Genomic DNA, 26,180 nt, shown 5'->3' on the forward strand with positions numbered 1-26,180 from the left:
GCCGACAGGATAACCCGTCGGCAGCCTTGAAGTTGCACTAGAGGTGGTGAATGACAGCCAGATCCATGCGGCCATAGTCGGCGCTTTCGCCGTGCTCGCCGCGTGGTGGCATGTGGTGGGTTTTCATCACCTGCTCGCCCTGGACGGTCTCCAGGTGGATGTCGAAGCCCCACAGGCGGTGCAGGTGCTTGAGCACTTCATCGGTAGAATCGCCCAGCGGTTTGCGGTTGTGTTGCTGGTGACGCAAGGTCAGCGAGCGGTCGCCGCGGCGGTCAACGCTCCAGATCTGCACGTTCGGTTCGCGGTTACCCAGGTTGTACTGCGCCGCCAATAGTTCGCGAATGGTCCGGTAGCCGGCCTCGTCGTGGATGGCAGGTACATACAGGTCGTCGCGCTGGTCGTCATCGAGGATGCTGAACAGCTTCAGATCTCGAATGACCTTCGGCGACAGGTACTGCAGGATGAAGCTCTCGTCCTTGAAGCTGCTCATGGCGAACTTGATGGTAGAAAGCCAGTCGCTGCCGGCAATGTCGGGGAACCAGCGCCGATCTTCTTCGGTCGGGTTTTCGCACATGCGGCGGATGTCGGTGTACATCGCAAAGCCCAGTGCGTAGGGGTTGATGCCGTTGTAGTAGGGGCTGTCGAAGCCGGGCTGGAATACCACGCTGGTGTGCGACTGCAGGAACTCCATCATGAAGCCTTCGGTGATCAGCCCCTCGTCGTACAGGTCGTTCATCAGCGTGTAGTGCCAGAATGTCGCCCAGCCTTCGTTCATCACCTGGGTTTGGCGCTGCGGGTAGAAATACTGGGCGATCTTGCGCACGATGCGCACCACTTCACGTTGCCAGGGCTCCAGCAGCGGGGCGTTCTTCTCGATGAAATACAGGATGTTTTCCTGCGGTTCGGCGGGGAAGCGCGCATCATCGCGCTCGTTACCCTTGTCGGCGCTCTTCGGAATGGTCCGCCAAAGGTCATTGATCTGCCGCTGCAGGTGCTCCTCGCGTTCCTTCTGCCGCCGCCGCTCCTCTTCGGCGGAAATCGGATAAGGCCGCTTGTAGCGGTCGACGCCGTAGTTCATCAGGGCGTGGCAAGAGTCGATCAGGTCTTCCACGGCATCGATGCCATGGCGCTCTTCGCACTGGGCGATGTACTGCTTGGCGAACACCAGGTAGTCGATGATCGAGCTAGCGTCGGTCCAGGTGCGGAACAGGTAGTTGCCCTTGAAGAAACTGTTATGGCCGTAGCAGGCATGGGCAATCACCAGTGCCTGCATGCACATGGTGTTTTCTTCCATCAGGTAGGCGATGCACGGGTCGGAGTTGATCACGATCTCGTAGGCCAGGCCCATCTGGCCACGGCTGTAGGACTTCTCCGTGCTGAGGAACTGCTTGCCGTAGGACCAGTGGTGATAACCCAGCGGCATGCCGACCGAGGCGTAGGCGTCCATCATCTGCTCGGCGGTAATGACCTCGATCTGGTTGGGGTAGGTGTCCAGGGCGTAACGCTCGGCCAGGCGGCTGATTTCCCGGTCGTAGGTCTGGATCAGTTCGAACGTCCACTCGGACCCGGTGGAAATAGGTTGGCGTCTCTGTGCTCTGGCGGTCATGTGGCTAACCTGCGCTGGAAGAGTTCACGGAAGACCGGGTAGATATCGCCGGCCGATACCAACTGCTGCTGGGCGAACGTGTCGGGGAAGGCTTCGCCGATGCGCTCGTATTCGTACCACAGCGCCTGGTGTTCACGCGGGGTGATTTCAACGTAAGTGTAGTACTGCACATGCGGCATGATCTGCTTGGCCAGGATGTCACGGCAGATCGGCGAGTCGTCGTTCCAGTTGTCGCCGTCGGAGGCCTGGGCGGCGTAGATGTTCCAGTCGCTGGCCGGGTAGCGTTCGGCCATGACCTCCTGCATCAGCTTCAGCGCGCTGGAAACGATGGTGCCGCCGGTTTCCCGCGAATAGAAGAATTCTTCCTCGTCGACTTCACGTGCGCTGGTGTGGTGGCGGATGAACACCACTTCGATGCGGTCGTAGTTACGCTTGAGGAACAGGTACAGCAAGATGAAGAAGCGCTTGGCGATGTCCTTGGTGGCCTGGGTCATCGAGCCGGACACGTCCATCAGGCAGAACATCACAGCCTTGGAGCTGGGGTTGGGTTGCTTGACCAGCAGGTTGTACTTGAGGTCGAAGGTGTCGAGGAAGGGCAGGCGGTTGATGCGTGCCTTCAGGCGTTCGATCTCGTGCTCGACTTCCTGGATATCGGTGAAGTTGTCCGGTTCCTCGACCTTCAGGCGGGCGAGTTCCTTTTGCGCTTCGCGCAGTAATGCGCGGCTGCTGCCGGTCAGGGCGATACGCCGGGCATGGGCCGAACGCAGTGTGCGCACGATGTTGATGCGTGACGGGTTGCCTTCGTTGGCGATACCGGCGCGCACGGTCTTGAAAGTGTCGGCCCCGGTCAGGTGACGTTTGACCAGGTTGGGTAGCTCGAGGTCCTCGAACATGAACTCGAGGAATTCTTCCTGGGTGATCTGGAAGACGAAGTCGTCCATGCCCTCGCCGGAGTTGCCGGCCTTGCCGCGGCCGCTGCCACCGCCGCCGCCTTGTGGCCTTGGGATGTGTTCACCGGCAGTGAATTCCTTGTTGCCTGGATGCACGATGGTCTGCTTGCCCCCGCGACCATGGTGCAGCACCGGTTCGTCGATGTCGCGCCCCGGAATGCTGATCTGCTCGCCATGTTCCATGTCCATGATGGAACGGCGGCTCACCGCCTCTTCGACGGCTTTCTTGATGTGTTCGCGGTACCGCCGCAGGAAGCGCTGGCGGTTCACCGTGCTCTTGTTCTTGCCGTTCAGGCGTCGATCTATAACGTAGCTCATGGTCCCTCCGGTAGCTGGGAACAGCTGCACGCTTCAAGCTACGAGCTGCTGCACATAAAGGCAGCAAAGCAGCTGCCGCCGCCCAGGGCTGGCATGGCAGCCCTGGGCGCGCGGTGGGTAGCTTGTCGCTTTATTGCGATTTCCTGACCCGCAGGTACCATTCCGACAGCAGACGAACCTGTTTGTCGGTGTAGCCACGCTCCACCATACGCGTGACGAAGTCGTTGTGTTTCTGTTGGTCCTCCTTGCTTGCCTTGGCGTTGAAGCTGATGACCGGCAGCAGGTCTTCGGTGTTGGAGAACATTTTCTTCTCGATCACCACCCTCAGCTTTTCGTAGCTCAGCCAGCTCGGATTCTTGCCGTTGTTGTTGGCGCGGGCGCGCAGCACGAAGTTGACGATTTCGTTGCGGAAATCTTTCGGGTTGCTGATGCCGGCCGGCTTCTCGATCTTCTCCAGTTCTTCGTTGAGGGCGATACGGTTGAGGATTTCGCCGGTTTCCGGGTCGCGGTATTCCTGGTCCTGGATCCAGAAGTCTGCGTACAGAACGTAGCGGTCGAAGATGTTCTGGCCGTATTCGCTGTAGGACTCCAGGTAGGCGGTCTGGATCTCCTTGCCGATGAACTCGATGTAGCGCGGGGCCAGGTATTCCTTCAGGTAGCGCAGGTAGCGTTCGCGCACTTCGGCCGGGAATTGTTCCTGCTCGATCTGCTGCTCCAGCACATAAAGCAGGTGCACCGGGTTGGCGGCCACTTCATGCGGATCGAAGTTGAACACCTTGGACAGGATCTTGAATGCGAAGCGGGTCGATAGGCCGTTCATGCCTTCGTCGACGCCTGCCGCATCGCGGTACTCCTGGATCGACTTGGCCTTCGGATCGGTGTCCTTGAGGTTCTCCCCGTCGTACACCCGCATCTTCGAGTAGATGTTGGAGTTTTCCGGCTCTTTCAGGCGCGACAGCACGGTGAACTGGGCGAGCATTTTCAGCGTGTCTGGCGCGCAGTGCGCCTTGGCCAGCGAGCTGTTGATCAGCAGCTTGTCGTAGATCTTGATTTCGTCGCTGACGCGCAGGCAGTACGGCACTTTGACGATGTAGATCCGGTCGATGAACGCCTCGTTGTTCTTGTTGTTACGGAAGGTGTGCCACTCCGATTCGTTGGAGTGAGCCAGCAGAATCCCGGAGTAGGGGATGGCGCCGAGGCCTTCGGTACTGTTGTAGTTGCCTTCCTGGGTGGCGGTAAGCAACGGGTGCAGGACCTTGATCGGGGCCTTGAACATCTCGACGAATTCCATCAGGCCCTGGTTGGCCCGGCACAGCGCGCCCGAATAGGAATATGCGTCGGCGTCGTTCTGCGGGAATTCCTCGAGCTTGCGGATATCGACCTTGCCGACCAGGGCCGAGATGTCCTGGTTGTTCTCGTCGCCAGGTTCGGTCTTGGCGATGGCGATCTGGTTGAGGATCGACGGGTACAGCTTCACCACCTTGAACTTGCTGATGTCGCCGCCGAACTCCTGCAGGCGCTTGGTGGCCCAAGGCGACATGATGGTGTTCAGGTAGCGCCGCGAGATGCCGTACTCTTCCTCGAGAATGGCCCCGTCTTCGGTGGCATTGAACAGGCCCAATGGCGACTCGAATACCGGCGAGCCCTTGATGGCGTAGAACGGTACCTTTTCCATCAGCTGCTTGAGTTTTTCGGCCAGCGACGACTTACCGCCGCCCACCGGGCCCAGCAGATAGAGGATCTGTTTCTTTTCCTCCAGGCCTTGGGCGGCGTGGCGGAAGTAGGACACGATCTGGTCGATGCACTCTTCCATGCCATGGAAGTCGGCAAAGGCCGGATAGCGGCGGATAACCTTGTTGGAGAAGATTCGCGACAGTCTGGAGTTGGTTGAGGTGTCGATCAGCTCCGGCTCACCGATGGCCAGCAACAGCCGTTCGGCCGCCGATGCGTAGGCACTGCGATCCTCTTTGCACAGCTCGAGGTACTCCTGCAGCGAGAGTTCTTCCTGGCGCGTAGACTCGAAACGTTGTTGGAAGTGGCTAAAAATACTCATGACGTCACCTCGCTCGATACGTGGAGACGACGCCGGATCAGTCAGCTGATGCTGGCATGCAACCGGGGCTGCCGATTGCTGTATACCCCCCAGAACACCCTGTAACGCTACCGATGACCCGCACGCCGGTGTACCGGCTCTCCCCTTTTTCTGGATGGCCTGCGCTTAAGAATAGTTGGTTATCCGCAAGGTCAAGGGCGAGGGGCGGAGAAGTTGCGAACGACCGTTCGTCAGATAAGCCGCAAGCCCGCATGGGGCGCGGGCTGCAGTAAAAATGAAAAAATTATTCGGCAGCGCCCTGGGCGGTTTCGGCCGGGTAGGTGGCGCGCCACAGCTCAAAGCCGCCGTCGACGCTGTATACGTCCGAGAAACCCTGGTTCACCAGATAGGCCGCAGCACTCTGGCTGGAATTGCCGTGGTAGCACACCACCAGGGTTGGGGCGTCGAGGTCGGCATTGCGGATGAACTCGGCGACAGAATGGTTATCCAGATGCTTGGCGCCAGTGATGTGGCCGGCGGCATAGGCCTGCGGGTCGCGAATGTCGACGACTACCGCACCTTGCGCGCGAAGGGCCAGGGCCTGTTCGGGAGGGATGCGCTTGAATTCGCTCATGGGTACGGCTTCCTTCAGGATTGATCGTTCAGTGTAGGCGTTTGGGCGGGGAGGCGTAAGTTGCCGTCGTCGCTGCAGTCACAGCGGTGATATTCGCCGCTGTCGACGTTGTACAGGGTCATGGCACCGCCCCACACGCAACCGGTGTCCAGGGCGATGATGCCGGGCTCGTTGACCTGCCCCTGAAGGGCGGCCCAGTGGCCGAAAATAATCTTCACGTGGCGCGAGCGGCGGCCTTTGTGTGCGTACCAGGGCTTGTAGCCTTTGGGGGCGGTATCCAGGCCTTCCTTGCTCTTGAGGTCGAGCTTGCCCTCGGCGGTGCAGAAGCGCATGCGCGTGAGGCAGTTGGTGATGACCCGCAGGCGTTCGATGCCGGTGAGGCTTTTGCTCCACTTGTTCGGCTCGTTGCCGTACATGCCGTCAAGGTACAGTTTCAGGCGCTCGTCGTCGCGCAGCACTTCCTCGACCTCGGCAGCCAACTCCAGGGCTTTGCCCAAGGTCCATTGCGGTGGAATGCCGGCGTGAACCAGGGCAATGCCGCGGGGTTCGTCGTAATGCAGCAGCTTTTGCCGGCGCAGCCAGTCGAACAGCTGGTCGGCGTCAGGCGCTTCGATGATCTCGCGCAGGGTGTCGCTTTTTTTCAGGCGTTCGACGTTATGCCAGGCGGCCAGCAGGTGCAGGTCATGGTTGCCCAGCACGCACACCAGCGACTGGCGGATCGAATAAAGGAAGCGCAGGGTTTCCAGTGACTCGGGGCCGCGGTTGACCAGGTCGCCGACCAGCCACAGGTGGTCGACGGCGGGGTTGAAGTTGACCCGTCCGAGCAGGCATTTGAGTGGCTGCAGGCAGCCCTGCAGGTCACCGACGGCGTAGGTAGCCATCAGTGCAGTGCCCCGGGCACCGCCAGGCGGAAGGGGGCGATCTCGGCATCGAAGCGTTTGCCGTCTTCGGCGAACATCTGATAGCTGCCCTGCATGGTGCCCACGCGGGTGCTGATGACCGCGCCGCTGCTGTAGGTGTGGCTCTGGCCCGGGTCGATGTTGGGCTGCTGGCCGACCACGCCGGCGCCACGCACTTCCTCGACCTCGCCGTCACCGTTGGTGATCAGCCAGTGGCGCGACAGCAGCTTGGCCTTCAGCGAGCCATTGTTCTGCACGGTGATGGTGTAGGCGAAAGCGAAACGACTGTTTTCGGGGTCGGATTGTTCTTTGAGGTAGCGGGTCACGACGCTGACGTCGATTTTATAGCGAGGGTCGGACATGCAAGGGCCTTGGGCAAACTGACGCAATAATGCAGTCTAGGCCATTGAGAGGGGGAAGGGCCAGCGGTGAGGGGCTTGGGGATTTGTGTGGTCTGTCCCGGCCCTTTCGCGGGTAAACCCGCTCCTACAAGGTGCTACGCAGATTTTGAGGGCTGCAGTACCTGTGGGAGCGGGTTTACCCGCGAAGAGGACGGTACACGCGATATCAGGCTTGCTGATCGGCCAACTGGTCAGCCAGGCGCACGAAGGCGGCCAGATCCAGCTGTTCAGGGCGCAGGCTGCCATCCACGCCGGCAGCTTCGATGGCCGCGCTATCGAGCAGGCCTTTCATGGTGTTGCGCAGGGTCTTGCGACGCTGGTTGAAGGCTTCGCGTACCACTTGCTCCAGCAGCTTTGCATCCTTGGCCGGGTACGGCAGCACTTCGTGCGGCACCAGGCGGACGATGGCCGAGTCCACTTTCGGCGGCGGGTTGAATGCGCCAGGGCCAACGTTGAACAGGTGCTCGACCCGGCAGTGGTACTGCACCATGATCGACAGACGCCCCCAGTCACCACCGCCAGGGCCGGCGGCCATGCGCTCGACCACTTCCTTCTGCAGCATGAAGTGCATGTCGCGGATCAACCCGGCATGGCTGAGCAGGTGGAAGATCAGTGGGGTGGAAATGTTGTAGGGCAGGTTGCCCACTACCTTGAGGCTGCGCGGTGGCACGCCTAGCTGGTTGAAGTCGAACTTCAAGGCGTCGCCCTGGTGCAGGCGGAAATTGCTGCGGTCGGCGAACTTGTGCTGCAGGATCGGCACCAGGTCCTTGTCCAGTTCCACCACGTCCAGTTGTGCCCCGCTGCCCAGCAGGCCTTCGGTCAAGGCGCCCTGGCCTGGGCCGATTTCCAGCAGATGTTCGCCGGCCTTGGCGTTGATGGCACGCAGGATGCGGTCGATGATGCCGGCGTCGTGCAGGAAGTTCTGGCCGAAGCGCTTGCGCGCCCGGTGTTGGTATTGCTCGTTCATGGTCGGTTCTCGGCCATCTGGTAGGCGGTTTCCAGCGCGACGCGCAGGCTGCCGGTGTCGACCTTGCCGGTGCCGGCCAGGTCGAGGGCCGTGCCGTGGTCGACCGACGTGCGGATTATCGGCAGGCCCAGGGTCACGTTGACCGCAGCGCCGAAGCCTTTGTACTTGAGTACGGGCAGGCCCTGGTCGTGGTACATCGCCAGCACCGCATCGCAGTGCTCCAGATATTTGGGGGTAAACAGGGTATCGGCCGGCAGCGGCCCGCGCAGGTCCATGCCTTCGGTGCGCAGGCGGGCCAGGGTCGGCTCGATGATGTCGATTTCTTCGCGGCCCAGATGGCCACCCTCGCCCGCGTGCGGGTTGAGGCCGCACACCAGGATACGCGGGTTGGCAATGCCGAACTTGTCGCGCATGTCGGCATGCAGGATACGGGTTACACGCTCGACGCGCTCGGCAGTTATGGCGTCGGCAATGTCGCGCAGCGGCAGGTGCGTGGTAACCAGGGCCACGCGCAGGCCACGGGTAGCCAGCATCATCACCACTTGCGCGGTGTGGGTCAGCTCGGCAAGGAATTCGGTATGCCCGGAGAAAGCGATACCGCTTTCGTTGATTACGCCCTTGTGTACAGGGGCGGTGATCATCCCGGCGAAATGCCCTTCCAGGCAGCCTTGCCCGGCACGGGTCAGGGTTTCCAGCACAAACGCGGCATTGGCCTTGTCGAGCTGGCCCGGCACTACCGGGGCCGCCAGGGGGGTATCCCAGACGTACAGGCTACCCGCTGGCGCCGGCTGCTCGGGCCATGGGCCCGGCGCTACCGGCAGCAGGTTGACGGCCAGCCCCAGCTGCGTGGCCCGCTCGGCGAGCAGGTCACGGCTGGTGATGGCGATCAGGGGGTGGGGCTGGGCGTCTGCGGCGAGCAGCAGGCACAGGTCAGGGCCTATGCCGGCCGGCTCGCCGGGGGTGACGGCGAAGCGCAGGGGCTTCACTGGGCGGCCTGGTCAGCGCCAGGCAGCTTGATTTCAACGTAGGCCTCGTCGCGGATCTGGCGCAGCCAGGTCTGCAGTTCTTCGTCGTACTTGCGGTTGCGCAGTACGTTCATGGCCTGTTGCTCACGAGCCTGCTCGGTGCTGTCGGTGGCGCGACGGCCCAGCACTTCCAGGACATGCCAGCCGTACTGGGTCTTGAACGGTTTGGTCACGACGCCTTGCTGGGCGTTGGCCATCTGTTCACGGAATTCCGGTACCAGGCTGTTCGGGTCAACCCAGTTGAGGTCGCCGCCGTTGAGCGCCGAACCCGGGTCTTCCGAGAAGCTCTTCGCCAGCTCGCCGAAGTCTTCGCCGCTCTTGATGCGATCGTACAGGCGCTCGGCCAGTTGCTCGGTGGCCGCCTCGCTGCGGATCTCGCTCGGCTTGATCAGGATGTGGCGAACGTGCACTTCGTCACGTAGCACGTTCTCGCTGCCACCGCGCTTCTCCTCGAGCTTGAGGATGATGAAGCCGCTGGGGATGCGGATAGGCTGGGTAATTTCGCCAACCGGCATGCTGCTGAGCATCTTGGCGAAGTCTGGTGGCAGCTGGCCGGCTTTACGCCAGCCCATCTCGCCGCCTTCCAGGGCGTTTTCGCTGGCGGAGCGGGCAATGGCCATCTGGCCGAAGTCCGCGCCCTGCTTGAGTTGCTGGTACACATCGCCAACCTGGCGTGCGGCGGCCTGGATGGCTTCCGAGTTGGCCGCTTCCGGGGTCGGGATCAGGATGTTGGCCAGGCGGTACTCTTCCGACATCTGCATCTTGCCAAGGTCGGAGTTGAGGAAGTTCTTCACTTCCTGCTCGGAGACCTGGATACGCTCGGCCACGCGGCGCTGGCGCACGCGGCTGATGATCATCTCGCGCTTGACCTGCTCACGGGCGTCGTCGAACGACATGCCGTCACGAGCCAGGGCGGCGCGGAACTGGTCCAGCGACATGCCATTGCGCTGGGCAATGGTGCCCATGGCCTGGTTCAGCTCTTCGTCGGTGATGCGGATGCCGGAGCGCTCGCCGATCTGCAACTGCAGGTTCTCGACGATCAGGCGTTCCAGCACCTGCTGATCCAGCGCACCGGCAGGCGGCATGCCGCCGCCACGCTTGGCGATGGTTTGCTGGACCTCGCGGACACGCTGGTCCAGCTGGCTTTGCATCACTACGTCGTTGTCGACGATGGCCACCACGCGATCAAGAGGTTGCACCGCGGCATGCACCGCGCCACTCAGCAATGCAACGCCCAGCAACGCCGGGCGCAGTCGATCAATAAGCTTGGTCTTCACGTTCACGATAACCTTGAATGCCTTGGTCGAGGAAAGATTCGACCTTGTTGCCGACTACACCACCGAGGCCTTTCAGCACGATCTGAAGGAAGATGCCGTGGTCGCCCTTTTCGTTTGTCGGAAGGGCTTGGCTGAAGTCGTCGTAATCGATCCAGTAACGGTTGATCAAACGCAGCTTCCAGCAGCAGTTGTCGTACTCGAAACCGCCCATGGCTTCCAGGGTGCGGTTGCGGTTGTAGTCATGCTGCCAGCGAGCGATGACGCTCCACTGCGGAACGATCGGCCAGATGACCGAGAAGTCATGCTGCTGGATCTTGTAGTAATCCTTGATGTAGTTCGGGTCCCCCGGGTTGCCATAGTCGCCGCCGCCCACTTTCCAGGTACCGGTGGTGGAGTCGTAGGCGATGGTGTCGTTACGGTAGCGATAACCGAGGTTGACCACCTTGTTCGGGTTGTCTTCAGGCTGGTAATGGAACATCGCGCTGCCCGAGCGGGTGCTGCGGCTGTCCGGGTCCCAGTTGAAATCCGAGTTGAAGCGCCAGTCGCGGTTGAAATAGTAGTTGTACAGCAGAGCGTACGGCGACACATCGGATTGCGCGTCTTTGCGGTCGCGGTAGTCGATGCCTGGCAACTGGACCTTGCGGTCTTTGAAGTAGTAGGCCTGGCCGATACTGAAGTTCTGGCGCTCGAAGCCGTTTTCCTCGATCCAGCGGGTGGTCACGCCCAGCGACAGCTTGTTCTCGTCGCCGATGCGGTCGACGCCGCTGAAGCGGTTGTCGCGGAACAGAGAATCGTAGCTAAAGAGCGTCTCCCCAGAGTCAAACAGCGGAATGTCGACCTGGTCCTTGTATGGAACGTAGAGATAGAACAGGCGCGGTTCGAGGGTCTGCTTGTAGTTCGTGCCGAACATGGATGTGTTGCGGTCGAAGTACAGGCCACTGTCGACGCTGAAGATCGGAACGTCACGGTTCTGGTTGCTCTTGAAGTCACCGTAAAGATCGATCCGGCCCGGGTTATCGATCAGGTCTTGTTTGCCCTTGCTGTCCAGATCAAGGTCATAATGTGTGTACATGTACTTCAGCTTTGGCGTGATATAGCCATAGCTGGCTTCCATCGGCAGGCTGATCGACGGTGCGACATTGAAGCGGTTGCCCGTGGAGCGAGCTACGCCGAAGATATTTTCGTCGAGTCGCTTACCCGGCACGCCGCCAACGCTGGTGTCTGGGTTGCCATCTTCGTCGAAGACGAAGTCATCTTTCAGATCGCGATCAAAGCGTACTGCTTCCGTCTCGTAACCGAAGTTCAAGCCGCTAGGATGGAACGGCAGCGTACCGTTGAATGTGATTTGCGGCAGGCGATCGTACGGCGTGATCTGCGAGATAGTCGCCATTTCGTAGGCGTGCACGTTCAGTCGCGCGGTGTAGCTGTCGCCGCGCCAGGTCAGTGCACCCTGTTGATCCAGGATGTCCTTGCTTTCAACACCGATCTGATCAGACTCCAGGTCCTGGAAATAGAACGGGTCGCTGATGTCGGTGTAGTCCACCTCGGTCATCAGGCGCTCGTCCAGCCCGCCCTTGTGCTGCCAGTTGACCATCCAGCGCTGCTCTTTGTAGTCAGTCTGGTCTTTGCGGTCGTCGTTCTTGTCGTTGAGGTACGCGCCACCGAACTGGCCTTCGCTGGAAGGCGTCAGGTAGCGGAACTCGCCTTCCATCAGCAGGCCGCGCTTGGTCATGTAGCGCGGGTACAACGTGGCATCGTAGTTCGGCGCCAGGTTGAAGTAGTACGGCGTGACCAGCATGAAACCGGTATCGCTGGTGCTGCTGAACGATGGCGGCAGGAAGCCGGACTGGCGACGGTCGTCGATCGGGAAGTAGATGTACGGTGTGTAGAACACCGGGAAATCCTTGACCCGCAGCGTAACGTTGGTCGCGGTACCGAAACCGGTGGCCGGGTTCAGGGTGATGTTGTTGCCCTTCAACTGCCAGGCGTTGCTGCCCGGTTCGCAGGTGGTGTACGTACCGTCCTTGAGACGAATGATGGCGTTCTCGCCACGCTTGGCGTACAGGGCACTGCCGCGGATGTGCGACTTGTGCATCACGTATTCGGCGTTGTCGACCTGGGCTTCGCCCGTGTCGAGCTGGATCTGTGCCTCGTCACCGACCACCAGCGAACCGTTGTCACGGATCTTGACGTTGCCCTTGAGCTCGCCACGGTTTTCGGTCTGGTAGAGGTTGGCCTCGTCGGCCTCGGCCTGCATGCTGCCCTGGCGCATCACCACGTCACCGGCGAGGGTAGCGATCTGCTGCTCTTGCTGGTACTTGGATACCTTGGCGTTGATGTAGGTCGGCGACTCGTCCTTCGGCGTGGTGTCGGCCATGCCAGGGCGGGTTGGCTCGATGTAGGCGCCACCGCAGTACGGGCCGGTTTCGGCCAGCTGTGCGGCAGTGAGCTTTTCACGCGGAACCCAGTCCAGGTGGCTGTAGTCTTCGCTACGCGACTTCAGGCCACGGCCCTTGGCCTCGGTGACCAGCATCGGCCGATCCGCGGTTTCGCCTTCGCTCGCGGCTTCGGTGCCGGTGCTGACGGCAGCACCCTCGTGCACCGGGCGCGGCGGCAGGTTGTTGGCTGGGGTCTTGGGCTTGCAGTCCCAACCACCGGAGGCGGACACTTGGCAGTCGAACTGTTCGGCTGCCACCACGTAAGACGTGGCCAGAGGTTGCAGGGCCAGCAGACCGCCGGTTACCAGCAACGGAAACTTTCTACGAAACGCGGGGGATTTCAATGCCATCTTATTAGTCCGGGCTTCCTGCGTGCCATCTGCCCGCGTGTGGGGCCGCACGCCTCTCGATGGTCTGAAAAAGATGCTGGATAATAAAGCATGACCCGCTTGACGGCTAGGGCCGTCGGAGACCCTTGTAATGCCTGAACACGATGTACGCCTGCAACAACTGACGGTCTGGCTCGATGAGCAGCTCAATGATCTTTTCCGGAAAAATGCTTGGGGCGACGTGCCTGCAGGCAGCTTGACCGCGGCCAGCAGCGACGCCAGCTTCCGCCGTTATTTCCGCTGGCAGGGTGCCGGCCACAGCTTCGTGATCATGGATGCACCACCTCCGCAGGAAAACTGCCGACCGTTCGTCGCCATCGATCACCTGCTGGCCAGCGCCGACGTGCACGTGCCGCTGATCCATGCCCAGGACCTGGAACGTGGCTTCCTGCTGCTGGGTGACCTGGGCCACCAGACATACCTTGATATCATTGATGCGGACAACGCCGACGGCCTGTTCGCCGATGCCATCGACGCGCTGCTGGCGTTCCAGCGCCTGCCGATGGACGCGCCGTTGCCCAGCTACGACGATGCGCTGTTGCGCCGTGAAGTCGAGTTGTTCCCGGAGTGGTACGTGGGTCGTGAGCTTGGGCTGGCCTTCAGCGATGCCCAGAAAGCCACTTGGCAACGAATCAGCCAGCTGCTGATCGACAGCGCACTGGCCCAGCCCAAGGTGCTGGTGCACCGCGACTACATGCCGCGCAACCTCATGCAGAGCACGCCCAACCCCGGCGTGCTGGACTTCCAGGATGCCGTGTATGGCCCGGTCACCTACGACATCACCTGCCTGTTCAAGGACGCGTTCCTCAGCTGGCCGCAGGCACGGGTCGAAGGCTGGCTGCGCGACTACTGGCAGAAGGCGCAGGCTGCCGGCATCCCGGTGCAGGCCGATTTCGAGGCGTTCCAGCGTGCCAGCGACCTGATGGGTGTACAGCGCCACCTGAAGGTGATCGGTATTTTCGCCCGTATCTGCCACCGTGACGGCAAACCCCGTTACCTGGGCGACGTACCGCGCTTCTTCGCCTATATAGAAGAAGTGATCAGCCGCCGGCCCGAATTGGCGGAGCTGAGTGAGCTGATTACCGAGTTGCGGGCCGGAGCGCGTGCATGAAGGCAATGATCCTGGCAGCGGGCAAGGGCGAGCGCATGCGCCCGCTTACCCTGCACACCCCCAAACCGCTGGTCCCGGTCGCCGGTCAGCCATTGATCGAGTACCACCTGCGGGCCCTGGCTGCGGCGGGCGTCACCGAGGTGGTGATCAACCATGCCTGGCTCGGCCAGCAGATCGAGGACCACCTGGGTGACGGCAGCCGTTTCGGCCTGAGCATCCGCTATTCGCCCGAAGGAGAGCCGCTGGAAACCGGCGGTGGCATCTTCAAGGCCCTGCCATTGCTGGGTGACGCGCCGTTCCTGTTGGTGAACGGCGATGTCTGGACCGACTACGACTTCGCGCGCCTGCAGGCTCCCCTGCAAGGCCTGGCTCACCTGGTGCTGGTCGATAACCCAGGCCATCACGGCCGCGGCGACTTCCGCCTGGTGGGCGAGCGGGTGGTCGATGGTGACGATGCGCCCGGCACGCTGACCTTCAGTGGCCTGTCGGTGCTGCACCCGGCGCTGTTCGAAGGCTGCCAGCCTGGCGCCTTCAAGCTGGCGCCGTTGCTGCGTCAGGCCATGGCTGCGGGCCAGGTCAGTGGCGAGCACTACCATGGGCACTGGGTTGATGTCGGTACGCTCGAACGCTTGGCCGAGGCCGAGCGCCTGATCGGCGAGCGTGCCTGACATGTGGTGGCCAAGCACGGTGATTGGTGTCGGTGCCGGCTTTGCCGTTGCCAGCATCCCCGGGGCCTTGCTCGGGGCGTTGCTCGGACAGGCCATGGACCGTCGCCTGCGTTTGCAAGGCTGGGAGGACATGCGCGAGCGCCTGGGCGGGCGCCCGGCGTTGCAGGACGACGAATTGCTGTTCGTGATGCTCGGGCGCCTGGCCAAGTGCGATGGCCGGGTGGGCGAGCAGCATATTCAGCAGGCACGCCAGGAGATGGTGCGCCTGGACCTGGCCGAAGCGGCTCGGCTGCGTGCGATTGCTGCGTTCAACCGCGGCAAGGCGGGCAAGGACCGGCTGGGTGGGCACCTGCGGCGCATTCGCCAGCAGCCGCATGCGGCCGAAGGTACCCTGCGTGCCTGTTGGCGCATGGTCTGGGCCGACGGCAAGATGGGCAACAAGGAGCGTGAACTACTGCTGGACTGGGGGCAGAAACTGGGCCTGAGCCGGCGGCAGGTGCAGGCCATGTCGCTGGAGTACGAACCACGCAAGGCGGCGGGGCCGGAAGGGGTCGCCATGACCTATGCGGCGGCGTTGCGCTTGCTGGCGGTCGAGGCGGATACCGATGGCGACAAGGTCAAGCAGGCGTATCGTCGACTGGTCAGTCGGCATCACCCGGACAAGCTGGCGGGTACTGGTGCCAGTGAGTCGCAGGTGCGTGAAGCGACTGAACGGACCCGGGAGCTGCATCAGGCTTATGCCATGATCCGCAAGCGGCGGGGCCTTTAAAAAGCGGGGGCGCTTCGCACCCCTTTCGCGACACAAGGCCGCTCCCACAAGTACTGCGCAGCCCTCGGGTTTTGCGCGGCACCTGTGGGAGCGGCCTTGTGTCGCGAAAGGGCCGCAAAGCGGCCCCAGCATTCCTGGATCAATCCTGTGGGCTCATCCACCCCCGCACCCGGCGGAACAGTTGCTCCTGCTCGGCCGCCTTGTTCCCCGGCATGGCAATCAGCGACAACTGTCGGTACAGGCTGTCCTTCTGCCGCTTGCTGGCCTGCAGGCGCTGTGCGGCTGCATTGCGGTCACTGCTGCGGGTGGCGTAGTAGATGTCGGCAGTCGGCACTTTCAAGGTCGGCGCCAGGCTTTCCAGGTCATGCTCCACCCGCGCCGGTGTCTGCGCGGCAACCATCACCAGTTTCTGCACCTGCGGTGGCTGTTTCTCGCTCAGGTAGCGGGCCGCCCAATATGCGCCGCTGCCATGGCCGATCAGCACGATGCTGCGGGCGTTGTGCTGCTGGGCAAAGGCCACCGCAGCATCCAGGCGGGCGAAAATGCGCTCGGCATCGGCTGGGTCGGTTTGTTCGCTGGCCTGTTTGGCGTCAGTGCTCTCTGCGGTGTCGGCATCGGCTGCGGTAGCCTGGGCGACGTTGGCATTGGCATCGGCTGGTACGTCCTTGGCCGGGGCGCTTTCGCCCTTGTCTGGCTGCGGCTCGGCAGCCGGCTTGGCCTCGACTCGCGCCTGCGGGCTGTCGGCGAGCAGGTCGGGCAGGCTTATGCTGAGGCTGTGCCAGCCGATATCGGGGAACTTCTGCCGCAGCGGGCCGACCGCATTCGGCCAGTCAGCCGTTTCGCCAGCCCCCGGGACGATGATGACCGCGCCCTGTGGATCGCTGTCGTTGGCCGGTTTCCACAAGGCCAGGAAGCTGTCGGCACCGGCCTGAAGGGTCTGCTGTTCGGCCTTGGGCACCAGCCGTTCAAGTGCCTGGGCATCCTCCTGGCTGCGTTCCAGCAGCGGCGGGCGAGGAGCTTGGGCAACGGGTGCCTCGGTGGTGGTGGATGGTTTTTCGGCATCGGCGGCCAGGGCGCCGAGTGGAAGGATCGATGCCAGGCAGCACATTGCCAGCGTCGTGCGATAAAGTGTGGACATGAGTCAACCCGGGGCCAGAATGATACCGGCAGCCTAATGGTATTTGCCCGTGACGGCCATGCTGCATGGCCGCTTTGCCAAGACGAGCGTGTAGATGAAGCGAGTGCGTCGCCTGTTGGTTATCGGCTGCTTGTGGCTGCCCTTGATTGCATTGGCCAGGCCCGAAGCGGTGCCCACGGTTGCCCTGGAACCTGCCCAGCAGCAATGGCTGGATACACATCGGAGCCTGCGTGTCGGCCTGGTGTTGCAGGCGCCCTACGCTCAGTTCGACCGGCGCTTGCAGCAACTGTACGGTGCCAACGTGGAACTGGTGAGCAGCCTGGCGCAGGCGCTGCGGCTGGACCTTACCTGGCGCAACTTCGCCGACCAGGCCAGCCTCGAACATGCCCTCCAAGCCGGCGAAATCGACTTTGCCCCGGGGCTTACCCAGACCCCCGCCAGCTTGCGTCTGTGGCTGTTCAGCGACCCTTACATGCGCGTGCCGCAACTGGTGGTGGGGCCGCGCACCGGGACGATGGCCGTGGAGCTGGAAACGCTCGGAGCCGAGCAGCGGGTGGCGGTGCGCATGCCCAGCCAGCTGGCGGACTACCTGCGCGGTAACTACAGCAACCTCAACCTGCAAGGGGTGCCCAACGAGCGCGAGGCCCTGCAATTGGTGGTGGGCGGCCAGGCCAGTTTCGCCGTGCTGGATGAAGCTCAGCTCAGCCGCCTGTCGCGCGAAAGCGAGTTCGGCGAGCTGGCTGTGGTCGGCGATATCGGCCTGCCGCAACTGTTGCGCATCGGTTCGCGGCGCGACTGGCCGCTGCTGGCCGATGTGTTGGAGCGCGGCCTGCAGGCGCTGCCGGCCAAGGAACTGGAGCAACTGCACCAGCGTTGGCTGCAGCCAAAGTACCCACGCCTGAGCGAGTCGACAGGATTCTGGAAGAACCTGGCACTGCTGTTCGGCTTGCTGCTGTTGTGCGCGCTGGCCACCCTGGTGTGGCAGCGTCGGCAACAGCGCCAGCTGGAGCGCAGCCTGCTGGCCACGCGCGAAAGTCTTGTGGAGCGGCAAGTGCGCGAAGAAGCGTTGCGCCTGAGTCAGTTTGCCATCGACCAGAGCACGGTGGGCATCCTCTGGGTCAACTGGGACAGCCACGTACGCTACGCCAACCATGCCGCCGAGCGCATGCTGGGCTACGGCGAAGGCGCGCTGCTGGAGCGGCCGCTGAGCGACTTTGAACCCAGCCTGACCATGGACCGCTGGCTAGAGCTGTGGAAGGGCGCGCGCACCGGGGCGGGCGGTGTCGGCCAGTTCGAGACGCAGTGTCGCCGGGCTGACCACAGCCTGCTGCCGGTCGAGCTGTCGCTGAGTTTTCTGCGCTTTCGTGACTCCGAGTACCTTGTGGTTTACCTCGCCGATGTTACCGAGCGCCACCGCGCCCTTGCGGCCCTGCGCGAAAGCGAGGCGCGGCTCAAGGGCATTGCCGGCAACGTGCCGGGGTTGGTGTTCCGTCTGGAGCGCGACCCGGCCGAGGGCGACCTGGAATTCCCCTACATCAGCGAGGGCAGCGAGGCCTTGGTGGGCTATTCGCCCAGCGAGATCCAGCACCCGCAGATGGGCCTGCGCAACCTGGTACATCCCGAGGACCGCGCCGATTACCACCGAGTGCAGGACCTGGCCCTGGCCAGCGACCAGGACTGGTCCTGGCAGGGGCGCATCCTCACCCGCCAGGGTGAACAGCGCTGGGCCGACATCAAGGCCAGCACCCGGCGCCTGGGCAACGGCCAGGTGGTGTGGGACGGTGTGGTGTGGGACATCACCCAGGGCAAGCGGGCCGAGTTGGCGCTGGCGAAATCCCAGGAGCAGCTGCGCGAACTGTCGGCCCACCTGGAGAGCGTGCGTGAGGAAGAAAAGGCCCGCATCGCCCGGGAAGTGCACGATGAGCTGGGGCAGATGCTGACCGTGCTCAAGCTCGAGGTGTCGATGTGCGAGCTGGCCTTCGCCGAGCTGGACCCGGGCCTGAACGAGCGCCTGACCAGCATGAAACGCCTGATCGCCCAACTGTTCCAGCTGGTGCGCGATGTGGCCACCGCCTTGCGCCCGCCGATTCTCGATGCCGGCATCGCCTCGGCCATCGAATGGCAGGCGCGGCGTTTTGAAGCACGCACGCAGATCCCCTGCCTGGTGCAAGTGCCGGATAATCTGCCAGCATTGAGCGATGCCAAGGCCATCGGGCTGTTCCGTATCCTCCAGGAGGCGCTGACCAACGTGATGCGCCATGCCCAGGCGCATAGCGTGGAGATCGAACTGGTGCGTGAGCACGGGCAATTGCGCATGACCGTCAGCGATGACGGCCAGGGCTTTTGCCGCGACCAGCCTCGGCCCACCTCGTTCGGCTTGGTAGGGGTACGTGAGCGGGTGCTGATGCTGGGCGGCAGCATGGCGCTGGACAGTGAACCGGGCGAAGGCACCAGCCTAAGCGTGGCCATACCGTTGGAGTAGGAGAGCGATCGTGATTCGAGTGCTGGTGGCCGAAGACCACACCATTGTCCGTGAGGGCATCAAGCAGTTGATTGGCCTGGCCAAGGACATGCAGGTGGCGGGGGAGGCCGGTAACGGCGAGCAGTTGCTGGAAACCTTGCGCCATACCCCGTGCGAGGTGGTACTGCTGGATATCTCGATGCCGGGCGTGAATGGCCTGGAGGCGATTCCGCGAATCCGCGCGTTGCAGGACGCCCCGGCGATCCTGATGCTGTCGATGCACGATGAAGCGCAGATGGCGGCGCGGGCGCTGAAGGCCGGAGCGGCGGGCTATGCCACCAAGGACAGCGACCCAGCGTTGTTGCTGACCGCGATTCGCCGGGTTGCCGCTGGCGGGCGCTATATCGACCCTGCGCTGGCCGACCGTATGGTCTTCGAGGTGGGCCTGACCGAGTCGCGGCCGTTGCACACCCTGCTGTCGGAGCGAGAGTTTTCGGTGTTCGAACGCCTGGCCCAGGGCGCCAACGTCAACGACATCGCCCAGCAACTGGCGCTGTCGAGCAAGACCATCAGCACCCACAAGGCGCGCCTGATGCAGAAGCTGAAAGTGAATTCGCTGGCTGAGCTGGTGAAGTACGCCATGGAGCACAAGCTGGTCTGATTGCGACATGCGCTTCCTGCGTCCTGTAGCGAATCCCTGTGGGAGCGGGTTTACCCGCGAAAGGGCCTGACCTGCCATCTGCGGTGCCTGGGCTGGCCTCTTCGCGGGTGAACCCGCTCCCACAGGGGCGTGCCGGAGGGCTGAGAGAAATATTCCAAACCCGCCATCTTTGTAGGGGAATCCCTACAACAAATCTTCCATCCGGATGATGGCATTCTCTCAGCACCCCCGATTTTCCGGCGCTTGCCGCTTGTCTAGTCTATGCCTACGCAGTCATCCAACAAGAAGGTGCAGGCATGAGCGAGGCGAAGTCGAACGCTGCAACCAGCGAAACGCTGGTCAGCTTCCGTGGTGTGCAGAAGAGCTACGACGGCGAGTCGCTGATCGTCAAAGACCTCAACCTGGATATTCGCAAGGGCGAGTTCCTCACCCTGCTTGGCCCGTCCGGCTCGGGCAAGACCACCAGCCTGATGATGCTGGCCGGCTTCGAAACCCCCACCGCAGGTGAAATCCAGCTGGCCGGGCGTTCGATCAACAACGTGCCGCCGCACAAGCGCGACATCGGCATGGTGTTCCAGAACTACGCGCTGTTCCCGCACATGACCGTGGCCGAGAACCTGGCGTTCCCGCTGACCGTGCGCAACCTGAGCAAGACCGACATCAGCGAGCGGGTAAAGCGGGTGCTGAACATGGTCCAGCTCGATGCCTTCGCCAAGCGTTACCCCGGCCAGCTGTCCGGCGGCCAGCAGCAGCGTGTGGCCCTGGCCCGGGCACTGGTGTTCGAGCCGCAGCTGGTGCTGATGGACGAACCGCTGGGCGCGCTGGACAAGCAGCTGCGCGAGCACATGCAGATGGAGATCAAGCATATCCACCAGCGCCTTGGCGTGACCGTGGTGTATGTGACCCACGACCAGGGCGAGGCGCTGACCATGTCCGACCGGGTGGCCGTGTTCCATCAGGGCGAAATCCAGCAGATTGCCGACCCGCGCACGCTGTACGAAGAACCCTGCAACACCTTCGTCGCCAACTTCATCGGCGAGAACAACCGCATCAACGGCACCTTGCTGGCCAGTGATGGCAAGCGCTGCCAGGTGCAGTTGCCGCGTGGCGAGCGGGTCGAGGCGCTGGCGGTGAATGTCGGCCAGGCCGGCGAGCCGGTGACCCTGTCGATCCGCCCAGAGCGCGTGCGCCTGAACGGCCACAGCGAGAGCTGCGTGAACCGCTTCTCGGGCCGGGTGGCGGAATTCATTTACCTGGGCGACCACGTGCGGGTGCGCCTGGAAGTTTGCGGCAAGGGCGATTTCTTCGTGAAACAGCCGATTGCCGAGCTCGACCCGGCCCTGGCCGTGGGCGATGTGGTACCGCTGGGCTGGGAGGTGGAGCACGCCCGCGCGCTCGATCCGATTGCCGAAGCCCATTGATGGATTGCTTCACCAACCCTGTACTGTGGAGAGAATAATAATGCGCAAGCAGTTGAAACTGACCGCCCTGGCCCTGGGGCTGTTCGCCGCTGGCCAGGCCATGGCCGCAGACCTGACTGTTGTCTCGTTTGGTGGTGCCAACAAGGCGGCCCAGGTGAAGGCGTTCTACGAACCGTGGGAAAAGGCCGGCAAGGGCAAGATCATCGCGGGCGAGTACAACGGCGAGATGGCCAAGGTCAAAGCCATGGTCGACACCAAGAGCGTGTCGTGGAACCTGGTGGAAGTGGAGTCGCCAGAGTTGGCCCGCGGCTGTGACGAGGGCATGTTCGAAGAACTCGACCCGGCCCTGTTCGGTAATGAGGCCGACTATGTGCCGGGTGCCATTCAGCCATGCGGCGTTGGCTTCTTCGTATGGTCCACGGTGCTGGCCTACAACGCCGACAAGTTGAAGACCGCACCGACCAGTTGGGCCGATTTCTGGGACACCAAGAAATTCCCGGGCAAGCGCGGCCTGCGCAAGGGTGCCAAGTACACCCTGGAATTCGCCCTGATGGCCGACGGTGTGGCGCCGAAGGACGTGTACCAGGTGCTGGGCACCAAAGAGGGCGTGGACCGCGCCTTCAAGAAGCTCGACGAACTCAAGCCAAGCATCCAGTGGTGGGAAGCTGGCGCCCAGCCGCCGCAGTACCTGGCCTCGGGTGACGTGGTCATGAGCTCTGCCTACAACGGCCGCATCGCTGCGGTGCAGAAAGAGAGCAACCTGAAGGTGGTGTGGAACGGCGGCATCTACGACTTCGACGCCTGGGCCATCCCGAAAGGCGCCAAGGATGCCGAGGAAGCGAAGAAATTCATCGCCTTCAGCGTGCAGCCCGAGCAGCAGAAGACCTACTCCGAGAACATCGCCTATGGCCCGGCCAATTCCAAGGCCGTGAGCCTGTTGTCGGACGATGTGAAGAAGGACATGCCGACCACGCCTGAAAACATCGCCAACCAGGTGCAGATCGATGTGGCCTTCTGGGCCGACAACAGCGAGCAGCTGGAGCAGCGCTTCAACGCCTGGGCGGCGAAGAAGTAAACGACCAGTGTAGGGGGCCGCTTTGCGGCCCATCGCCGGCAAGCCAGCTCCCACAGGGGGCCGCTGCCCTGGAGCCAGCGCAGTATCTGTAGGAGCTGGCTTGCCTGCGATGGGCTGCGCAGCAGCCCCATTTTCAGTTCGTATCGCGGAGTTCGCCATGGCCATTGCAGTGCCCCTCAAAGAAGGCGCAGGTCCAAGTCTCAAGCAGCGCCTCAAGCATGCCGAGCGGGTCAACCGCTGGAAGGCGCAGGCGTTGATCGCGCCGCTGGCGCTGTTTCTCCTGCTGGTGTTCCTGGTGCCTATTGCGGCGCTGCTGTACAAGAGCGTCGGCAACCCGGAAGTGGTTGGCGGCTTGCCGCGCACCGTTGGCGTCATCACCCAGTGGGATGGCAAGAGCCTGCCGGGCGAGGACGTTTACAAGGCGTTGAGCCAGGATTTGGCCGAATCGCGCAAGAACCAGACCTTGGGCGACCTTTCCAAGCGCCTGAACATGGAGCTTGCCGGTTACCGCAGCCTGTTGGCAAAGACCGCGCGGGCGCTGCCGTTCAAGAGCGAACCCGCTTCGTATAAAGATGCCTTGCAGGCTCTCGACGAGCGTTGGGGCGACCCGGCTTACTGGCAGGCAATCCGCCGCAACACCAGTACGGTCACCTCTTTCTACCTGCTGGCTTCGCTCGACCACCGTATCGATGACCTTGGCGAACTGGCCAAGGCCACCCCGGACCAGGCCATTTACCTGGACATCTTCGCCCGCACCCTGTGGATGGGTGTGGTGATTACCGCAATCTGCCTGGTGCTGGCCTACCCGCTGGCGTACCTGCTGGCCAACCTGCCGACCCGGCAGAGCAACCTGCTGATGATTCTGGTGCTGCTGCCGTTCTGGACCTCGATCCTGGTGCGGGTGGCGGCGTGGATCGTGCTGCTGCAGTCGGGCGGCCTGATCAACAGCGCGCTGATGGCCATGGGCATCATCGACCAGCCGCTGGAACTGGTGTTCAACCGCACCGGCGTGTACATCTCGATGGTGCACATCCTGTTGCCGTTCATGATCCTGCCGCTGTACAGCGTGATGAAGGGCATTTCGCCGAGCTACATGCGTGCGGCGATCTCGCTGGGCTGCCACCCGTTCGCCAGTTTCTGGCGGGTCTACTTCCCGCAGACCTACGCCGGGGTTGGCGCTGGTTGCCTGCTGGTGTTCATCCTGGCCATCGGCTACTACATCACCCCGGCACTGCTGGGCAGCCCGAATGACCAGATGGTCAGCTACTTCGTGGCCTTCTACACCAACACCAGCATCAACTGGGGCATGGCCACCGCGCTTGGCGGGCTGTTGCTGCTGGCGACCGTGCTGTTGTACCTGATCTATAGCTGGCTGGTCGGCGCCAGCCGCCTGCGCCTGAGCTGAGGAGCGTTGTCATGCTGAGCCCTTACATGTCGCCCGTGGAGCGGGTGTGGTTCTACAGCCTGCGCATTCTTTGCGGCTTGATCCTGCTGTTCCTCATTCTGCCGGTCTTGGTGATAGTGCCGCTGTCGTTCAACAGTGGCAGCTTCCTGGTGTACCCGCTGCAGGGCTTCTCGCTGCAGTGGTACCAGGACTTCTTCGGCTCGGCCGAGTGGATGCGGGCCTTGAAGAACAGCATCATCGTCGCCCCGGCAGCCACGGTGCTGGCCATGGTGTTCGGCACCCTGGCGGCCATCGGCCTGACCCGTGGCGACTTCCCGGGCAAGTCGCTGGTGATGGCGCTGGTGATTTCGCCGATGGTGGTGCCGGTGGTGATCATCGGTGTGGCCAGCTACCTGTTCTTTGCCCCGTTGGGCATGGGCAACAGTTTCACCTCGCTGATTCTGGTGCATGCGGTACTCGGCGTGCCGTTCGTGATCATTACCGTGTCGGCGACCTTGCAGGGCTTCAACTACAACCTGGTGCGCGCGGCAGCCAGCCTGGGCGCCTCGCCGCTGCTGACTTTCCGCCGGGTGACCCTGCCGCTGATCGCGCCCGGGGTGATTTCGGGGGCATTGTTCGCCTTTGCCACGTCGTTTGACGAAGTAGTGGTGACCCTGTTCCTGGCCGGGCCGGAGCAGGCGACCCTGCCGCGGCAGATGTTCAGTGGTATTCGCGAGAACCTGAGCCCGACCATTGCCGCGGCGGCGACCTTGCTGATTGCCTTCTCGGTAGTGTTGCTGCTGACCCTGGAGTGGTTGCGTGGGCGTAGCGAGAAGCTGAGGACCCAGCAGCCTGGTTGAAGGTATGTTGCCTGTGCTGGCCTCTTCGCGGCTAAAGCCGGTCCCACAGGATTTGTGCAGCTTTCGATGCCTGCGCGGTCCCTGTGGGAGCGGCTTTAGCCGCGAAGAGGTCGGTACAGGTTGATGCTAATCAGCCTTCATCCGCTTCCCTGGGTTACAATGCGCGCCACCGTGATTCTGCCAACAGGTGCGCCATGCAGCCCTACGCTATTGCCCCCTCCATTCTCTCCGCCGATTTCGCCCGTCTGGGCGAGGACGTCGACAAGGTATTGGCCGCGGGTGCCGACATCGTCCACTTCGATGTGATGGACAACCACTACGTCCCCAACCTGACCATCGGTCCGATGGTCTGCACCGCTCTGCGCAAGTACGGCGTCACCGCCCCGATCGACGTGCACCTTATGGTCAGCCCGGTCGACCGCATCATCGGCGACTTCATCGAAGCTGGCGCCACCTACATCACCTTCCACCCGGAGGCCTCGCAGCACATCGACCGTTCGCTGCAGCTGATCAAGGACGGTGGTTGCAAGGCCGGTCTGGTGTTCAACCCGGCCAGCAGCCTGGATGCCTTGAAGTATGTGATGGACAAGATCGACATGGTGCTGCTGATGAGCGTCAATCCTGGCTTTGGCGGGCAGAAGTTCATCCCTGGCACCCTCGACAAGCTGCGCGAGGCGCGTGCGCTGATCGACGCCAGCGGCCGTGATATCCGCCTGGAAATCGACGGTGGCGTCAACGTCAACAACATCCGCGAGATCGCTGCCGCTGGCGCCGACACTTTCGTGGCCGGCTCGGCGATCTTCAACGCCCCGGACTACCAGGAAGTCATCGCCAGGATGCGCGCCGAACTGGCTCAGGCCCGCCCATGAGCGGCTTCGAGCAGCTGTTCCCCGGGACGCTGCCCAGGCTGGTGATGTTCGATCTGGACGGTACCCTGATCGATTCCGTGCCAGACCTGGCCGCCGCCGTGGACCGCATGCTGCTCGAACTGGGGCGCCCGGCTGTCGGCCTGGAGGCGGTGCGCCACTGGGTGGGCAACGGTGCCCAGGTGCTGGTGCGCCGGGCGCTGGCCGGCGGCATCGACCACGCTGCCGTGGAAGATGCGCTGGCCGACCAGGCGCTGGCGCTGTTCATGGATGCCTATGCCGAAAGCCACGAACTGACCGTGGTCTACCCCGGTGTGCAGGACACCCTGCGCTGGCTGCGCAAGCAGGGCGTGGAGATGGCTCTGATCACCAACAAGCCCGAGCGCTTCGTTGGCCCACTGCTGGACCAGATGAAGATCGGCAACTACTTCCGCTGGATCATCGGTGGTGACACCCTGCCGCAGAAAAAGCCCGACCCTGCGGCGTTGCTGTTCGTCATGCAGATGGCCGGTGTCACCCCGCAGCAGTCGCTGTTTGTCGGCGATTCACGCAGTGACGTGCTGGCGGCCAAGGCGGCTGGCGTGCAGTGCGTCGGCCTGACCTACGGCTACAACCATGGCCGGCCGATCCACGACGAATCCCCCAGCCTGGTGATCGACGACCTGCGTGCATTGCTGCCCGGTTGCGCAGACCCGGCCACTGGGATAACGTTGGCGGACCTTCAAGCCTCACAAGACAGAGAGTCCACCGTGGCGGTTACCGGCAAATTCTGGATGAAAGTCATCAAGGCCCTGGCCCGTTGGCGTTGGCGCGCCTGACTTCAGCCTGCC

The 26,180-nt window shown here is 62.8% G+C and carries 22 protein-coding genes; 11 read left to right on the top strand and 11 right to left on the bottom strand.

Annotated features, from left to right (window positions below):
- Positions 1 to 37: 37 nt before the first annotated feature.
- From QN085_RS02145 to QN085_RS02190, 10 genes are all read right to left on the bottom strand, one after another.
- On the bottom strand, positions 38 to 1,606 hold the full coding sequence (locus tag QN085_RS02145) for a SpoVR family protein (RefSeq protein ID WP_013970585.1): 1,569 nt from the start codon (positions 1,604 to 1,606) through the stop codon (positions 38 to 40).
- Positions 1,603 to 2,874, bottom strand: a complete 1,272-nt coding sequence (locus QN085_RS02150; RefSeq protein ID WP_013970586.1) for a YeaH/YhbH family protein — start codon at positions 2,872 to 2,874, stop codon at positions 1,603 to 1,605. The genes QN085_RS02145 and QN085_RS02150 overlap by 4 nt, the downstream gene beginning before the upstream one ends.
- Before the next feature lie 130 nt (positions 2,875 to 3,004).
- Entirely contained in the window at positions 3,005 to 4,927 is a 1,923-nt protein-coding gene (locus tag QN085_RS02155; RefSeq protein ID WP_023661236.1) for a PrkA family serine protein kinase, read from the bottom strand.
- Between the two features lie 283 nt (positions 4,928 to 5,210).
- Positions 5,211 to 5,540, bottom strand: coding sequence for a thiosulfate sulfurtransferase GlpE (gene glpE, locus QN085_RS02160; RefSeq protein WP_013970588.1), 330 nt, complete (start codon positions 5,538 to 5,540; stop codon positions 5,211 to 5,213).
- A gap of 14 nt (positions 5,541 to 5,554) precedes the next feature.
- Positions 5,555 to 6,421, bottom strand: coding sequence for a symmetrical bis(5'-nucleosyl)-tetraphosphatase (locus QN085_RS02165; RefSeq protein WP_023661237.1), 867 nt, complete (start codon positions 6,419 to 6,421; stop codon positions 5,555 to 5,557).
- A complete protein-coding gene (gene apaG, locus QN085_RS02170) occupies positions 6,421 to 6,801 on the bottom strand; it encodes a Co2+/Mg2+ efflux facilitator ApaG/CorD (RefSeq protein WP_013970590.1) in 381 nt (126 codons plus the stop codon). Before apaG ends, QN085_RS02165 begins: the two co-directional genes overlap by 1 nt.
- A 205-nt stretch (positions 6,802 to 7,006) precedes the next feature.
- Positions 7,007 to 7,807, bottom strand: coding sequence for a 16S rRNA (adenine(1518)-N(6)/adenine(1519)-N(6))-dimethyltransferase RsmA (gene rsmA, locus QN085_RS02175; protein WP_013970591.1), 801 nt, complete (start codon positions 7,805 to 7,807; stop codon positions 7,007 to 7,009).
- Complete coding sequence (gene pdxA, locus QN085_RS02180) at positions 7,804 to 8,793, bottom strand: 4-hydroxythreonine-4-phosphate dehydrogenase PdxA (RefSeq protein ID WP_041506291.1); 990 nt, start codon at positions 8,791 to 8,793, stop codon at positions 7,804 to 7,806. Before pdxA ends, rsmA begins: the two co-directional genes overlap by 4 nt.
- Positions 8,790 to 10,109 (bottom strand): peptidylprolyl isomerase, encoded by a 1,320-nt coding sequence (locus tag QN085_RS02185; protein ID WP_013970593.1) that lies wholly within the window; start codon positions 10,107 to 10,109, stop codon positions 8,790 to 8,792. Before QN085_RS02185 ends, pdxA begins: the two co-directional genes overlap by 4 nt.
- Positions 10,090 to 12,897, bottom strand: a complete 2,808-nt coding sequence (locus QN085_RS02190; protein WP_024086163.1) for an LPS-assembly protein LptD — start codon at positions 12,895 to 12,897, stop codon at positions 10,090 to 10,092. The genes QN085_RS02185 and QN085_RS02190 overlap by 20 nt, the downstream gene beginning before the upstream one ends.
- Before the next feature lie 130 nt (positions 12,898 to 13,027).
- On the opposite strand from QN085_RS02190, the gene QN085_RS02195 reads away from it, so the two are divergent.
- Genes QN085_RS02195 through QN085_RS02205 form a run of 3 tightly spaced genes read left to right on the top strand, consistent with a single transcriptional unit; the run spans position 13,028 to position 15,484 of the window.
- Entirely contained in the window at positions 13,028 to 14,047 is a 1,020-nt protein-coding gene (locus QN085_RS02195; protein ID WP_041506290.1) for an aminoglycoside phosphotransferase family protein, read from the top strand.
- Entirely contained in the window at positions 14,044 to 14,715 is a 672-nt protein-coding gene (gene murU, locus QN085_RS02200) for an N-acetylmuramate alpha-1-phosphate uridylyltransferase MurU (protein WP_023662470.1), read from the top strand. The genes QN085_RS02195 and murU overlap by 4 nt, the downstream gene beginning before the upstream one ends.
- 1 nt (position 14,716) lies before the next feature.
- The gene (locus QN085_RS02205) at positions 14,717 to 15,484 is read left to right on the top strand and encodes a TerB family tellurite resistance protein (RefSeq protein ID WP_013970597.1); all 768 of its coding nucleotides are present in this window, start codon (positions 14,717 to 14,719) and stop codon (positions 15,482 to 15,484) included.
- Positions 15,485 to 15,623: 139 nt separating this feature from the next.
- Here the strand turns inward: QN085_RS02205 and QN085_RS02210 are convergent, their stop codons facing one another.
- Positions 15,624 to 16,622, bottom strand: coding sequence for an alpha/beta hydrolase family protein (locus QN085_RS02210; protein ID WP_031325444.1), 999 nt, complete (start codon positions 16,620 to 16,622; stop codon positions 15,624 to 15,626).
- 94 nt (positions 16,623 to 16,716) lie between these two features.
- Between QN085_RS02210 and QN085_RS02215 the strand changes: the two genes are divergently transcribed.
- The 8 genes from QN085_RS02215 (at position 16,717) to QN085_RS02250 (ending at position 26,168) form a co-directional block, all read left to right on the top strand.
- Entirely contained in the window at positions 16,717 to 19,104 is a 2,388-nt protein-coding gene (locus QN085_RS02215) for a PAS domain-containing sensor histidine kinase (RefSeq protein WP_041506289.1), read from the top strand.
- Positions 19,105 to 19,111: 7 nt separating this feature from the next.
- Positions 19,112 to 19,744, top strand: coding sequence for a response regulator (locus tag QN085_RS02220; RefSeq protein ID WP_169774891.1), 633 nt, complete (start codon positions 19,112 to 19,114; stop codon positions 19,742 to 19,744).
- 296 nt (positions 19,745 to 20,040) lie between these two features.
- The gene (locus tag QN085_RS02225; RefSeq protein WP_012270208.1) at positions 20,041 to 21,165 is read left to right on the top strand and encodes an ABC transporter ATP-binding protein; all 1,125 of its coding nucleotides are present in this window, start codon (positions 20,041 to 20,043) and stop codon (positions 21,163 to 21,165) included.
- A gap of 40 nt (positions 21,166 to 21,205) precedes the next feature.
- On the top strand, positions 21,206 to 22,240 hold the full coding sequence (locus QN085_RS02230) for an ABC transporter substrate-binding protein (RefSeq protein ID WP_023662375.1): 1,035 nt from the start codon (positions 21,206 to 21,208) through the stop codon (positions 22,238 to 22,240).
- Between the two features lie 157 nt (positions 22,241 to 22,397).
- Positions 22,398 to 23,645, top strand: a complete 1,248-nt coding sequence (locus tag QN085_RS02235) for an ABC transporter permease (protein ID WP_013970602.1) — start codon at positions 22,398 to 22,400, stop codon at positions 23,643 to 23,645.
- 11 nt (positions 23,646 to 23,656) lie between these two features.
- The gene (locus tag QN085_RS02240) at positions 23,657 to 24,484 is read left to right on the top strand and encodes an ABC transporter permease (protein ID WP_013970603.1); all 828 of its coding nucleotides are present in this window, start codon (positions 23,657 to 23,659) and stop codon (positions 24,482 to 24,484) included.
- Between the two features lie 194 nt (positions 24,485 to 24,678).
- Positions 24,679 to 25,353, top strand: a complete 675-nt coding sequence (gene rpe / locus QN085_RS02245) for a ribulose-phosphate 3-epimerase (RefSeq protein ID WP_023662374.1) — start codon at positions 24,679 to 24,681, stop codon at positions 25,351 to 25,353.
- Positions 25,350 to 26,168, top strand: a complete 819-nt coding sequence (locus QN085_RS02250) for a phosphoglycolate phosphatase (protein WP_023662373.1) — start codon at positions 25,350 to 25,352, stop codon at positions 26,166 to 26,168. The genes rpe and QN085_RS02250 overlap by 4 nt, the downstream gene beginning before the upstream one ends.
- Positions 26,169 to 26,180 lie beyond the last annotated feature (12 nt).

This window comes from Pseudomonas sp. M2(2023) (assembly GCF_030263955.1).
Lineage (GTDB): Bacteria > Pseudomonadota > Gammaproteobacteria > Pseudomonadales > Pseudomonadaceae > Aquipseudomonas > Aquipseudomonas asiatica.

Coding starts and splice junctions, on each gene's coding strand:
- rpe (WP_023662374.1), top strand. CDS start 24,679: ATGCAGCCCTACGCTATTGCCCCCTCCATTCTCTCCGCCGATTTCGCC.
- QN085_RS02215 (WP_041506289.1), top strand. CDS start 16,717: ATGAAGCGAGTGCGTCGCCTGTTGGTTATCGGCTGCTTGTGGCTGCCC.
- QN085_RS02190 (WP_024086163.1), bottom strand. CDS start 12,897: ATGGCATTGAAATCCCCCGCGTTTCGTAGAAAGTTTCCGTTGCTGGTA.
- apaG (WP_013970590.1), bottom strand. CDS start 6,801: ATGTCCGACCCTCGCTATAAAATCGACGTCAGCGTCGTGACCCGCTAC.
- QN085_RS02250 (WP_023662373.1), top strand. CDS start 25,350: ATGAGCGGCTTCGAGCAGCTGTTCCCCGGGACGCTGCCCAGGCTGGTG.
- QN085_RS02155 (WP_023661236.1), bottom strand. CDS start 4,927: ATGAGTATTTTTAGCCACTTCCAACAACGTTTCGAGTCTACGCGCCAG.
- QN085_RS02145 (WP_013970585.1), bottom strand. CDS start 1,606: ATGACCGCCAGAGCACAGAGACGCCAACCTATTTCCACCGGGTCCGAG.
- QN085_RS02225 (WP_012270208.1), top strand. CDS start 20,041: ATGAGCGAGGCGAAGTCGAACGCTGCAACCAGCGAAACGCTGGTCAGC.
- QN085_RS02165 (WP_023661237.1), bottom strand. CDS start 6,421: ATGGCTACCTACGCCGTCGGTGACCTGCAGGGCTGCCTGCAGCCACTC.
- rsmA (WP_013970591.1), bottom strand. CDS start 7,807: ATGAACGAGCAATACCAACACCGGGCGCGCAAGCGCTTCGGCCAGAAC.
- murU (WP_023662470.1), top strand. CDS start 14,044: ATGAAGGCAATGATCCTGGCAGCGGGCAAGGGCGAGCGCATGCGCCCG.
- QN085_RS02240 (WP_013970603.1), top strand. CDS start 23,657: ATGCTGAGCCCTTACATGTCGCCCGTGGAGCGGGTGTGGTTCTACAGC.
- glpE (WP_013970588.1), bottom strand. CDS start 5,540: ATGAGCGAATTCAAGCGCATCCCTCCCGAACAGGCCCTGGCCCTTCGC.
- QN085_RS02195 (WP_041506290.1), top strand. CDS start 13,028: ATGCCTGAACACGATGTACGCCTGCAACAACTGACGGTCTGGCTCGAT.
- QN085_RS02230 (WP_023662375.1), top strand. CDS start 21,206: ATGCGCAAGCAGTTGAAACTGACCGCCCTGGCCCTGGGGCTGTTCGCC.
- QN085_RS02210 (WP_031325444.1), bottom strand. CDS start 16,622: ATGTCCACACTTTATCGCACGACGCTGGCAATGTGCTGCCTGGCATCG.
- QN085_RS02235 (WP_013970602.1), top strand. CDS start 22,398: ATGGCCATTGCAGTGCCCCTCAAAGAAGGCGCAGGTCCAAGTCTCAAG.
- QN085_RS02205 (WP_013970597.1), top strand. CDS start 14,717: ATGTGGTGGCCAAGCACGGTGATTGGTGTCGGTGCCGGCTTTGCCGTT.
- QN085_RS02150 (WP_013970586.1), bottom strand. CDS start 2,874: ATGAGCTACGTTATAGATCGACGCCTGAACGGCAAGAACAAGAGCACG.